This is a genomic window from Kitasatospora sp. NPDC059722, assembly GCF_042733235.1.
Classification (GTDB): Bacteria; Actinomycetota; Actinomycetes; order Streptomycetales; family Streptomycetaceae; genus Kitasatospora.
Genome location: NZ_JBHWGD010000075.1, coordinates 27,671 through 38,689, shown reverse-complemented (window position 1 = coordinate 38,689; position 11,019 = coordinate 27,671). Strand labels below are relative to the sequence as shown.

General features: G+C 75.1%; 10 protein-coding genes. 5 read left to right on the top strand and 5 right to left on the bottom strand.

Going from position 1 to position 11,019, the window contains the following annotated elements:
- Positions 1-118: 118 nt before the first annotated feature.
- Positions 119-2,617, bottom strand: a complete 2,499-nt coding sequence (locus ACFV4F_RS33680) for a Tex family protein (RefSeq protein ID WP_380508323.1) — start codon at positions 2,615-2,617, stop codon at positions 119-121.
- A 167-nt stretch (positions 2,618-2,784) separates the two neighbouring features.
- On the opposite strand from ACFV4F_RS33680, the gene ACFV4F_RS33675 reads away from it, so the two are divergent.
- The gene (locus ACFV4F_RS33675) at positions 2,785-3,192 is read left to right on the top strand and encodes a PPOX class F420-dependent oxidoreductase (RefSeq protein WP_380443469.1); all 408 of its coding nucleotides are present in this window, start codon (positions 2,785-2,787) and stop codon (positions 3,190-3,192) included.
- A 26-nt stretch (positions 3,193-3,218) separates the two neighbouring features.
- Here the strand turns inward: ACFV4F_RS33675 and ACFV4F_RS33670 are convergent, their stop codons facing one another.
- Positions 3,219-3,854 (bottom strand): hypothetical protein, encoded by a 636-nt coding sequence (locus ACFV4F_RS33670; RefSeq protein ID WP_380508321.1) that lies wholly within the window; start codon positions 3,852-3,854, stop codon positions 3,219-3,221.
- 93 nt (positions 3,855-3,947) lie between these two features.
- Between ACFV4F_RS33670 and ACFV4F_RS33665 the strand changes: the two genes are divergently transcribed.
- Together ACFV4F_RS33665 and ACFV4F_RS33660 are read left to right on the top strand one after the other, a co-directional pair.
- Positions 3,948-4,847, top strand: coding sequence for an aminoglycoside phosphotransferase family protein (locus ACFV4F_RS33665; protein ID WP_380443472.1), 900 nt, complete (start codon positions 3,948-3,950; stop codon positions 4,845-4,847).
- A 439-nt stretch (positions 4,848-5,286) separates the two neighbouring features.
- Positions 5,287-5,943 (top strand): TetR/AcrR family transcriptional regulator, encoded by a 657-nt coding sequence (locus ACFV4F_RS33660; protein ID WP_380443476.1) that lies wholly within the window; start codon positions 5,287-5,289, stop codon positions 5,941-5,943.
- On the opposite strand, the gene ACFV4F_RS33655 is transcribed toward ACFV4F_RS33660, so the two are convergent.
- The gene (locus tag ACFV4F_RS33655) at positions 5,940-7,994 is read right to left on the bottom strand and encodes a HelD family protein (protein ID WP_380508318.1); all 2,055 of its coding nucleotides are present in this window, start codon (positions 7,992-7,994) and stop codon (positions 5,940-5,942) included. The two genes, ACFV4F_RS33660 and ACFV4F_RS33655, sit on opposite strands and share 4 nt — an antisense overlap.
- Positions 7,995-8,136: 142 nt before the next feature.
- Between ACFV4F_RS33655 and ACFV4F_RS33650 the strand changes: the two genes are divergently transcribed.
- Positions 8,137-8,646, top strand: coding sequence for a DUF4240 domain-containing protein (locus ACFV4F_RS33650; protein ID WP_380508315.1), 510 nt, complete (start codon positions 8,137-8,139; stop codon positions 8,644-8,646).
- Here ACFV4F_RS33650 and ACFV4F_RS33645 read toward each other — a convergent pair.
- Entirely contained in the window at positions 8,643-9,569 is a 927-nt protein-coding gene (locus ACFV4F_RS33645) for a pentapeptide repeat-containing protein (RefSeq protein WP_380508313.1), read from the bottom strand. The genes ACFV4F_RS33650 and ACFV4F_RS33645 overlap by 4 nt on opposite strands.
- Before the next feature lie 219 nt (positions 9,570-9,788).
- Between ACFV4F_RS33645 and ACFV4F_RS33640 the strand changes: the two genes are divergently transcribed.
- A complete protein-coding gene (locus ACFV4F_RS33640; RefSeq protein WP_380508310.1) occupies positions 9,789-10,466 on the top strand; it encodes a GNAT family N-acetyltransferase in 678 nt (225 codons plus the stop codon).
- Positions 10,467-10,485: 19 nt separating this feature from the next.
- On the opposite strand, the gene ACFV4F_RS33635 is transcribed toward ACFV4F_RS33640, so the two are convergent.
- Positions 10,486-10,908 carry a hypothetical protein gene (locus tag ACFV4F_RS33635; protein ID WP_380508307.1) on the bottom strand — a complete coding sequence of 141 codons (423 nt, stop codon included), beginning with the start codon at positions 10,906-10,908 and terminating at the stop codon, positions 10,486-10,488.
- Between the last annotated feature and the right edge of the window lie 111 nt (positions 10,909-11,019).

The following is an 11,019-nucleotide window of genomic DNA, read 5'->3' as shown; positions in this document are numbered from 1 at the left end:
CATATGTGGCCCTCCCCCCGGGGGTGTGGGGCCGTGGCCCCCGGGGGCCCCGGCCGTTCCGTGTTCTGCGTACTGCGTGCTGCGTTCCGGGCCCTGGGGGCCGGGGGCCGGGTGCCGCTCAGCGCCGCCCGGAGCGGCGGTCGTCGCGCCCGCCCTGACCGCCCGAGCCGCCGGTCAGGCCCGCCCGGCGCAGCGCGTCCGCCATGGCGCTGTTCGCCGGCGGGGTGCTGCCGCCGGAGCCGCCCTGGCCGCCCTGGCCACGCCGGTCCTGACCGCGGCGGTCGTCGCGGCGCTCGTCCCCGCGACGGTCCTGGCGCGGCGGGCGGGCCTGCCGGTCGCCGCCGCCTCGGCCGCGCTCGCCACCCCGATCCCCACCCCGATCCCCGCCGCGGCCGGGCTCGTCGTCCAGCCGCAGCGTCAGTCCGATCCGCTTGCGCGGGACGTCCACCGAAGTGACCCGGACCTTCACGATGTCGCCCGGCTTGACCACCTCGCGCGGGTCCTTGACGAAGTTCCTCGACAGCGCGGAGACGTGCACCAGGCCGTCCTGGTGGACGCCCACGTCCACGAAGGCGCCGAACGCGGCGACGTTGGTGACCACGCCCTCCAGCACCATGCCGACCTCCAGGTCGCCGATCTTGTCGACGCCCTCCTTGAAGACGGCGGTGCGGAACGCCGGGCGCGGGTCGCGGCCCGGCTTGTCCAGCTCGCCGAGGATGTCGGTGACGGTCGGGATGCCGAAGGTGTCGTCGGCGAAGTCCGCCGGGCGCAGCGCGCGCAGCCGCTCGCCGTTGCCGATCAGCTCGCGCAGCTCGCCGCCGGTCGCGGCGAGGATGCGGCGCACCACCGGGTAGGCCTCGGGGTGCACGCTGGAGGCGTCCAGCGGGTCGTCGCCGCCGGGGATGCGCAGGAAGCCCGCGCACTGCTCGAACGCCTTCGGGCCGAGCCGGGCGACGTCCTTGAGCTGCCTGCGGGTGCGGAACGGCCCGTTGGCGTCGCGGTGGGCCACGATGTTGTCGGCGAGCGTGCCGGTGATGCCGGAGACGCGGGTCAGCAGCGGCGCGGAGGCGGTGTTGACGTCCACGCCGACGGCGTTCACGCAGTCCTCGACGACGGCGTCCAGCGAGCGCGAGAGCTTCACTTCGCTCAGGTCGTGCTGGTACTGGCCGACGCCGATCGACTTGGGGTCGATCTTGACGAGCTCGGCCAGCGGGTCCTGGAGGCGCCGGGCGATGGAGACCGCGCCGCGGATGGACACGTCCAGCTCGGGCAGCTCCTGCGAGGCGAACGCGGAGGCCGAGTACACCGAGGCGCCGGCCTCGCTCACCATCGCCTTGGTGAGCCCCAGTTCGGGGTGGCGCCCCAGCAGGTCCTCGGCGAGCTTGTCGGTCTCGCGGGAGGCGGTGCCGTTGCCGATCGCGATCAGGTCCACGCCGTGCTTCTTCGCCAGCACCGCCAGGGTGGCCAGCGAGGCGTCCCACTTGTTGGCGGGCTGGTGCGGGTAGATCGTGTCGTGCGCCACGACCTTGCCGGTGGCGTCCACCACGGCGACCTTCACGCCGGTGCGGAAGCCCGGGTCCAGGCCCATGGTGGCGCGGGTGCCGGCCGGGGCGGCGAGCAGGAGGTCGCGGAGGTTCGCCGCGAACACCCGCACCGCCTCCTCCTCGGCCTCGGCGCGCAGCCGGGACCGCAGGTCGATGCCGAGCCGCACCAGGACGCGGGTGCGCCAGGCCCAGCGGACGGTGTCGCCGAGCCACTTGTCGGCCGGGCGGCCGTGGTCGGCGATGCCGAAGCGGGCGGCGATGCGCTGCTCGTAGTCGGCCGCGCCGGGCAGGTCGCCCCTGGTGTCGCCGGTCTCGTCGCCGTCCAGCGGGGACAGTTCGAGGTCGAGCACCTCCTCCTTCTCGCCGCGCAGCATCGCGAGGATGCGGTGCGAGGGGAGCCTGGTGTAGGGCTCGGCGAAGTCGAAGTAGTCGGCGAACTTGGCGCCGTCCTGCTCCTTGCCGTCCCGCACCCGGGCGACCAGCCGGCCGCGGGTCCACATCCGCTCGCGCAGCGAGCCGACCAGGTCGGCGTCCTCGCCGAAGCGCTCGACCAGGATCGCGCGGGCGCCCTCCAAGGCCGCGCTCCCGTCCGCCACGGCCTCGTTGAGGTAGCCGGCGGCCAGCGCTGCCGGGTCCTGGGAGGGGTCGGCGAGCAGGGTGTCGGCGAGCGGCTCCAGGCCGGCCTCGCGGGCGATCTGCGCCTTGGTGCGCCGCTTCGGCTTGAACGGCAGGTAGATGTCCTCCAGGCGGGCCTTGGAGTCGGCCGCGAGGACCTGCGCGCGCAGCGCGTCGTCCAGCTTGCCCTGGGCCTCGATCGACTCCAGGACGGCGGTGCGGCGCTCCTCCAGTTCGCGCAGGTAGCGCAGCCGCTCCTCCAGCGTGCGCAGCTGCGCGTCGTCGAGGGAGCCGGTGGCCTCCTTGCGGTATCGGGCGACGAACGGGACGGTCGCGCCGCCGTCGAGCAGGTCGACGGCGGCCGTCACCTGCCCGTCGCGCACGCCCAGTTCCTCGGCGATCTTCCGCTCGATCGCCCGCTGGGCCCGCCGGGACTGCTCATCGACTGGCGTGGTCACGAAGCCGGTCACCTTCTCCTTCAGTGCGTTCGCCGTACGCCCTGCATTCTGGCAGGTGCCGCGGACGGCTCCCGGCCGCACCCGGGGCGGCCGGGCGTGGCGGGTGCGCCGCCCGGCTCCAACCGGGCTTGAGCGGTGCTCCGTTGCGCGCCCCTACGGTGGCGGGCATGGACACCTCCCCTTCGCTGGAGGCGGGGCGTGCCGCGCGGCTCGACCGGCTCGCCTCCGCCAAGTACCTGCTGTTCACGACCTTCCGGCGGGACGGCACCGGCGTGCCGACGCCGGTGTGGGTCGCCCGGGACGGCGACGCGCTCGTCTTCACCACCGTCACCCGCACCGGCAAGGTCAAGCGGCTGCGCCGGCGCACCGACGTCCTGGTCGGGCCGTGCGACATCCGCGGCACCCTGCTCGGCGAGCAGGTCCCGGCCACCGCCGTGCTCGACGCCGCCCGGGCGCCCGCGTACCGGAAGCTGCTGCGCCGCAAGTACGGCCCGCTGTGCGCGGTCGCGCTGGCGGCCAACGTGGTCCGGTTCGGCCGGGGCGGCACGGTCGGGGTGCGGGTGACGCTCGGCTGAGGCCGGCCGGCGGCGGCCGGCGCACGTCAGCCGTCGAGGTGGAGCTCCCGGCTCGGCCGGCCGTCGGCGGCGAGGTCGATCGTGACGGTCCCGGTGTCGGTGTCGACCTGGATCCGGTCCGGGCCCGACCAGCGGACGGCGCGGTCGTACGGGTCGTGGGGGCCCTGGGCGAGGACCAGCCACCGGCGGGTGGTCAGCCCGGTCCCCTCGTCGACGTAGTACGCCGTGGTGGAGTCGAGCGCCCAGCCCGTCTCCTCCTGCACGATCTTCCGGTCGGTGCGGCCCGGCGCCTCCTGGGTGCCCTTCACGACCGTGGAGGTCGCGAGGAAGAGCCAGAGCACCATCGTCCCGGCCGCCAGCAGTGTGACGGCGGTGGTGAGCAGGATCCGGAGCCACATCCACCAAGGAACGTTGAGCACCGCGACGAACAGGGCCGGGATCGCCAGGGTCCAGAGCAGCAACGGCCGGTCGAACCACTGCTGCAGCACGAGGTAGCCGCCCGAGCGGCTGTTGTAGTGCCCGGTCACGCCCAGGAGCAGCAGGACGGCCAGGACGGCGAACGCGGCCCGGAACGCCCAGCGCTCGAAAGCCGTCCACTCGATGCTGCGTCTGCCCGTAGGCCGGGCGGGCCAGCCGTCCGCCTGCCCCCGTGTGGTGATCATCGCGCCAGCGTAGTGATCTGATGATCCGAATTTGTCACAGCAGTTCGATGATCCGGCTGCTGGCCGCACGGGCCGCGCTGTACGCTGCCGGGCATGTGCGCTGCCGTCAGGATGCACCCCGACGAACCGGACATCACCACAGCCCTGGTGCGGCGGCTGCTCTCCGCCCAGTTCCCGCAGTGGGCCGGCCTGCCCATCCGCCCGGTCGTCTCCGCCGGGACGGACAACGCGATGTTCCGGCTCGGCCCGGACCTCGCCGTCCGCCTCCCCCGGGTCGGCTGGGCCGCGGACGGCGTCGGCCGCGAACAGTACTGGCTGCCGCGGCTCGCCCCGCACCTGCCGCAGCCGATCCCCGCGCCGGTAGCCCTCGGCCGGCCCGCCGCCGGCTACCCGTGGGAGTGGTCGGTGGTCCGCTGGCTCGACGGCGTGAACCCGGCCGTCGGCGCCCTCGCCGCACCGCTCCGACTCGCCCGCGACCTGGCCGCGTTCATCACCGGCCTGAGATCCGCCGACCCGGCCGGCGGACCGCCCGCGGCCCGCGGGGTCCCGCTCGCCGCCCGTGACGGCGCGACCCGCGCGGCGCTCGCCCGGCTCACCGGCACGATCGACACCGCGAGCGCGACGGCCCTGTGGGACAAGGCCCTGCGCCTGCCCGACCACACCGGCCCGGCCACCTGGATGCACGGCGACCTCTCTCCCGGCAACCTCCTGCTCGCCCCCACCGGAGGGCTCGGCGCGGTCATCGACTTCGGCCTGATGGGCGTCGGCGACCCCACCGTCGACGTCATCGCCGCGTGGACCGTCCTGCCCGCCCAGGCCCGCGGCACCTTCCGCACCGCCCTCGGCGCCGACGACGCCATGTGGGCCCGCGCCCGCGCCTGGGCCCTGTCCATCGCCCTCATCGCGATCCCGTACTACCGGCACACCAACCCCACCCTGACCGCCGCCGCCCGCCACGTCGTTCGCGAGGTCCTCGCCGACCGCACCGCCTGATCCGGCCCCTCCACGCGGTAGCGGTTCTGTCGCTCCTACTGCCCGCACAGGACGCCGTTGCTATGGCGTGCTGCCGCCAACCCGCTTTACGGAAAGCGGAGTTGGCGCCTGCCTGCCGCAGGGGGGAGCGCACCGTGGCGCTGTTCAAGGACGTCATCCAGGTCAGAGTCAGCAAGCGCGTGCTGTGGGTGGACGCGGACGCCTACCCCCTGCACAACATCGCCGGCGCCCGGCGGATCGAGACCCGGCGCCAGGGGCGGAAGTCGAGTCCGTGCGCCGGATCCTGGAGTCCCAGAGCTCCTGACACTCCAGACCGGGTCAGAAACCTTCCCCGGTCAAGCTTGGCTGCTAGCCTGGTTGGCATGAGCGAGCGATGCGAGCGAACAGTCAAGAGGTGCGTGTTTCGCGAAGCGACCGCCGAGCGCAGCGAGGTGGGCGCATGAGTGGACTGCGGGAGCTGAAGAAGGAACGGACGCGGCGGGCGATCTCGGAGGCGGCGATCGCGCTGTTCCTGGAGCACGGGTTCGACCGGGTGTCGGTGGCCGACGTGGCCGCGGCGGCCGAGGTGTCGAAGCCGACGCTGTTCAGCTACTTCCCGTCCAAGGAGGACCTGGTCGTCCACCGCTTCGCCGACCACCAGGACCAGGCCGCCGACGTGGTCCGCGGCCGGGCTCCGGGCGAGACGGCGATCGGTGCGCTGCACCGGGACTTCGTGGCCGGACTGGACCGGCGCGACCCGATCACCGGGCTCAACGACCACCCCGCCGTGCTGGCGTTCAACCGGCTCGTCCGCTCGACCCCGGGCCTGGTGGCCCGCGGCGCCCAGTACCTCGCGCGGGCCGAGGAGTCCCTGGCCGAGGCCCTGCGCGAGGACTCGGACGCCACCCCGCCCCGCGTGCTCTCGGCGCGGCTCCTGGCCGCCCAGCTCACCGCGACCCGGCGCGTCCTCGCCGAGCACAACCACCACCGCATCGCCGAGGACGGCCAGAGCGCCGACGAGCTCCACTTCGAGGCCGTCGGCGACGCCGACCGCGCCTTCGAACTCCTGGAGCACGGCTGGGCCCGGGCCGCCGGCCCCGGGCGCCCGACCCGCTAGCCGCCCGCCCGCATGGCCTCCGGCAGCGGGCGGGCGTGCAGCACGTCGAGGCGGGAGACGGCCCGGGTGAGCGCCACGTAGAGGCGGTGCAGGCCACGCGGTTCGGCGTCGACGATCGCGGCGGGCTCCAGGACGATCACGTGGTCGTACTCGAGTCCCTTGGCCAGCGAGGCGGGCAGTACGGTGAGCCGGGCCGCCCCGCCGACCCCGTCCGCGGTCGCCGCCGGCAGCCCGGCCGCCGCCAGCGCCTCCGCCGTCCGTGCCACTGCGGCATCCGCCGCGATCACGGCCACCGAGCCCTCGCGACCGAGCGCCTCGCGGACGATGTCGGCCACTTCCTCTTCCACGTCCCCCACGTGACGGATCGTCACTTCTCCACCCGCCCGCAGCGAAACCGCCGGCGGCACGTCCACGCCGAGCGCACCCAGCACCCGGTTGGCGAGCTCCATCACCGCCGCCGGAACGCGGAATCCCGTCGTCAGCGGCACCACCGCCGCCCGCGGCTTGCCGAGGTGGGCCAGCTGCTCGGGCCAACTCCGCGCCGCCCCGGGCGTGGTGGACTGCGCGAGGTCGCCGAGCACGGTGAGCGAGCCGAAGCCGCTGCGCCGGGCGATCGCCCTGCACTGCATGGGCGAGAGGTCCTGCGCCTCGTCGACGACGACGTGCCCGAACCCGTCCGGCCGCTCGATCAGGCCCGCGACCTCGTCCAGCAGGAACAGGTCCTGCGCCGACCAGGCCGCGCTCCGCTCCGAACGCGGCGGGCGCCGCCACCGGATCGCCGCCTGCTCGCCCGCGTCCAGCAGGCCGGCCGCGGCCGCCGCCAACACCACGGGATCGCCGAGCAGTTCGGCCACCACGAGCTCCGGGCGGACGGCCGGCCACGCCGCGTCCAGGAACTCCTTCACCGGACGGCAGCGCCCGATCCGCGCCTCCCACGTCCCGCTGCGGACGCCCGTGCGCCGCTCGGCCCGGTCCCGCAGCGCCGCCACCACCCGGGTGCGCAGGTGCTCACGCCCGATCGCGTACGGCACGCCCTGCCCGCGCACCTCCGCGACCATCGATTCCAGCGCCTCCCCCGGGATCCGCCAGCGGTACGAGCCCTCCGTGACGACCACCGGCTCGGCGCCCGCCGCCCGGACCCTGGCGTACAGGGCGCGCTCCAGGACGGCGGCCATCCGGGCGTCCTGCTTGACGGCCGCGGCGCGCGTGTCGTCCTCGCCGCGCACCGGGTGGGTGGCGACCAGGTCCTCCGCGGTGCACTGGGCGACGTCGATCTCGCCGAGCGCGGGCAGGACTTCGGCGATGTAGCGCAGGAACGCCCGGTTGGGCCCGATCACCAGCAGGCCCGAGCGCCGGATGCGCTGCGGGTGGGTGTAGAGCAGGTACGCGGCGCGGTGCAGGCCGACGGCGGTCTTGCCGCTGCCGGGCGCACCCTGCACGCACACCGACTCGGCCAGCCCGCCGCGCACCAGTGCGTCCTGCTCGGGCTGGATGGTTGCGACGATGTCCCGCATCGGCCCGGTCCGGGGGCGCTCGATCTCCGCGGCCAGGATGCCGCCGGGGGCATCGGCGGGCGGCCCGCCGAGCCGCTCGTCCTCCAGGCCGGTCAGGTCCTCCGGCGCCCCGGGGCTCGTCGGCGCCCAGCCGAACCGGCGACGCCCGGCCAGGCCGAGCGGGTCGTGCGGGCCGGCCTGGTAGAAGACCCGGGAGACCGGGGCCCGCCAGTCGACCACCAGCGGCGGCGCGGTCGGGTCCTCGGAGATCCGGCGGCGGCCCACGTAGTAGCGCTGCCGCCGGTGCTCACCGGCCTCGGGGACGTCGCCGAAGTCCAGCCGGCCGAAGAACGCCGGGCTGTCCGGCAGGTCCGCCATCCGCCGGGCCCGGGTGCGCAGGTAGCGGCCGAGCGCTTCGGCGCTCGCGCCGTCGCCGGACACGTCCTCGCCCGCGATCACCTGGTACCCGGCGTCGTCCACCTGCCGCGCGAGCGCCTCCCGGCACCGGGCGACGTGGGCCCGCTCCCGCGCCAGCTCGCCGTCGATTCCCGCCACCATGCCGCGACCTCCCGACCGTCGTTCCCGCACACTGGACCACCAGCATAACTGAACTCGGTCAAGAATCTACTCGGGTAAGAATCATGCCCCGGTTGCACCATGGGGGAATCGCGTGTCAGTGGCATGCGACAAGGTGGGTCGCATGCGGAACGAGAACGCGCACGACGAACTGCCGGTCATGACCTGGGACCGGTTCTGGGAGCTGGTCGGCACGCTGGGCGGGCCGGCCGTCCTGGAGAGGTGCGACCACCTGGAGGAGGCGTGCGAGGGCCTTGCGCAGCGGCTCGCGCTCGGGCCGGTCGAGGAGATCACCGGCTTCGGGGAGCGGCTGGCCGAGGCGCTGTACCGCTTGGACCGCGCGGAGTTCGGACGGCTGCCGGTCCAGGACGCCGAGGCGCCGCACGACTGGCAGACCGACGACCACTTCCTCTACACCCGCGCCGCCGTGGTGACGGCCGGACGGGAGGTCTACGAAGGAGTCTTCGGCCACCCCGAGCGGTTCGCGCCGTACACCGCGCTCCAGGCGGAGGAGCTGCTGTACGTCCACGAGGAGGCGTACGAGGCGGTCACCGGCGAGGAGTGGGACTTCCTGACCCGCTACGACTACGAGTCGTGCTCCAACGCCGAGGGCTGGCCGGACCTCCGAAGCTAGCGCCGACGCGGGCGGCCGCCACCGGCCCGGCCGCCGCTGCGCGGCTTGCGCGGGGCGCCCTGCCGGGCGGCCTCCGCCGGGGCCGTGTCGGGCCAGTGGGCCGGGCGCGTCAGGCCGGTGGGGAGGCGGGTGGTCGCGTCGCCGCGGGCGGCGTTGAGCTGGGCCTGGGTGAGGAAGAGGGCCTCGGTGAGGTCGGCGCCCGCCAGGTTGGCGTCGCGCAGGTCGGCGCCGATCAGGTCGGCGAGCCGCAGGTCGGCCCCGCCCAGGTCGGCGGCGACCAGCAGCGCCCCGCGGAGGTTCGCGCCGCGCAGGTCGGCGCCGCGCAGCCGGGCGCCGAAGAGGTCGGCACCGCGGTGCTCGCGGCGGCACGGGACGGCAGCGCGGACGTGCTCGCTCGCCCGCAGCAGCAGTTCGCTGACGCGCTGCCGGTGCGCGTTCACGTCGACGGCGAGGATCTCCTGCGGAGTGCCACCGGCGAGCCGGTCGGTGGCCTCCAGGGCCTCCCGCAGCTCGGGGTGGACGGCGCGGGCGGCGTCGAAGCCGAGCGCCTCGCCGAGGTACGCCATGAGCTCGTGCAGCTGCCGCACGACCGGGAAGACGTCGAACATCTCCCGCGCGCTCGCCGGCTCCTCCCGCCAGCTGCGCCCGCCGTACGTGACCTGCGAGACGCGCTGGCCGGCGCCGAAGCAGTCGTAGACGGTGCAGCCCTGGAAGCCGGTGTCGCGCAGGCGCGCGTGGATCCCGCAGGTGAAGTCGGTCTGGAGGTTGCGGCACGGGGTGCCGGCGGCCTTGTCGACCGCGAAGTCGGCGCCCGCGGCGAACGGGAGGGCGACGCAGCAGAGCCCGAAGCAGCTGGTGCAGTCGGACCGGAGTTCGACCGGCAGCGATCCGCCGTTGCCGCCCACCTCACTGAGCTCGCTCATGCGCCCACCTCGCTGCGCTCGGCAGCCGCTTCGCGCAACACGCACCTCTCAATGGTTCGCTCGCTGCGCTCGCCCACGTGTCGTCGTCCTTCCGGCCTGGGCGCACCGAATCGTTCCGGTGCGTCGAACCCGCCAAGCCTACTGCGCCCCTGGCCTCGCCCCTCCCCCAGATGTAAGGTATGCAGCACATATTCACCTATTACCAACGGGGGTACACCGATGCGGAACCCGGACCCGGGCACCACGGAACTCGTCCGCCGCTGGATCTCCGGCTGGGTCGTCTCCCGGGGCGCCGCCGAACCCGCCGCCGAGCCGTGGGGCTGGAGCATCGACGTCGGGGCCCCGACCGGCGAGGTCGCACGGCGCGTGCTGCCGCACCCCACCGAGGACGACGTCCGCAAGATCGCCGGGGCGACGACGGCCCCGGGCACCTGGCTCAAGCTGTTCGCGGAGGACGACACCGTCCGCCCCTGGCTGGGGCCCGAGTGGCGGCTGGACGTGCCGGGCTTCCTGATGAGCCTGCCGCTCGGCGGCGCGGGGCGCCCCGCGCCGCCGGCCGGCTACACCGTCACCACGTGGATCCGCGGCGGCGTCGTCCGCACGCTGGTCCGCACCTCGACCGGCCACCTCGCCGCCCGGGGGCAGGCGGGCCTGGCGGGCCCGGTCGCCGTGCCGGACCAGATCGTCACGTCCCCCGACCACCGCCGCCGGGGCCTCGGCAGCATCGTGATGGGCACGCTCCAGCACGCCGCCCGCGAGGCCGGTGCCGAACAGGCCGTCCTGGTCGGCACCACCGACGGCCGCGCGCTGTACTCGGCGCTCGGCTGGACGGTCCACTCCCCGATGGCGAGCCTCGTCCTGGAGCCGGAGGCACGGGAGGGCGGCGCTCAGCGGTAGGGCGGCAGTAGGGCAGCGGTCAGCGGTAGGGCAGCAGCTCCGGCCGCTTCGGCGGGCGGCCGTCGCCGGAGGAGCGGCCGGTGAGGCGGCGGCCGATCCACGGGCCGAGGTGGGAGCCGATCCAGCGGGCGTCGGCGCCGAGCTTCTCGGCACGGCCGCGCGGGGCGGCGGGCGGCAGCGGGGCGCGCCAGTCGAAGCCGGCGGGGCGGCCGAGCGCCTCCAGGACGGCGGCGGCCACCCGGCGGTGCCCCTCGGGCGAGAGGTGCAGGCGGTCCTCGGCCCAGAGCCGGCGGTCGTCGAAGCAGGGTGCGGAGAAGAGGTCGACCACGGCGATGCCGTCGTCCTGGCCGAGCTCGTGCACGAAGGCCTTCATCCGCAGGATCGCGGGCAGCAGCCGGGCGCCGCCGGCCATCCTGCGGCTGGGGTCGGTGCTGGTGAACATGACGACGGTGGCGGGGGGGGGGCGCCCCGCGCCGCGGCGCCGCCGCCGCCCCCCCCCCGCCCCCCCCCCCAGCAGGACCCCCGCGGCCCGCCCCCCGGGGGGGCGCGCCCC

Bases quoted from the DNA above. Each gene is read 5' to 3' on its own strand.
- ACFV4F_RS33655 (WP_380508318.1), bottom strand. From the start codon at position 7,994: ATGGTGGCGGGAATCGACGGCGAGCTGGCGCGGGAGCGGGCCCACGTC.
- ACFV4F_RS33665 (WP_380443472.1), top strand. From the start codon at position 3,948: ATGTGCGCTGCCGTCAGGATGCACCCCGACGAACCGGACATCACCACA.
- ACFV4F_RS33670 (WP_380508321.1), bottom strand. From the start codon at position 3,854: ATGATCACCACACGGGGGCAGGCGGACGGCTGGCCCGCCCGGCCTACG.
- ACFV4F_RS33660 (WP_380443476.1), top strand. From the start codon at position 5,287: ATGAGTGGACTGCGGGAGCTGAAGAAGGAACGGACGCGGCGGGCGATC.
- ACFV4F_RS33635 (WP_380508307.1), bottom strand. From the start codon at position 10,908: ATGTTCACCAGCACCGACCCCAGCCGCAGGATGGCCGGCGGCGCCCGG.
- ACFV4F_RS33645 (WP_380508313.1), bottom strand. From the start codon at position 9,569: ATGAGCGAGCTCAGTGAGGTGGGCGGCAACGGCGGATCGCTGCCGGTC.
- ACFV4F_RS33675 (WP_380443469.1), top strand. From the start codon at position 2,785: ATGGACACCTCCCCTTCGCTGGAGGCGGGGCGTGCCGCGCGGCTCGAC.
- ACFV4F_RS33650 (WP_380508315.1), top strand. From the start codon at position 8,137: ATGCGGAACGAGAACGCGCACGACGAACTGCCGGTCATGACCTGGGAC.
- ACFV4F_RS33640 (WP_380508310.1), top strand. From the start codon at position 9,789: ATGCGGAACCCGGACCCGGGCACCACGGAACTCGTCCGCCGCTGGATC.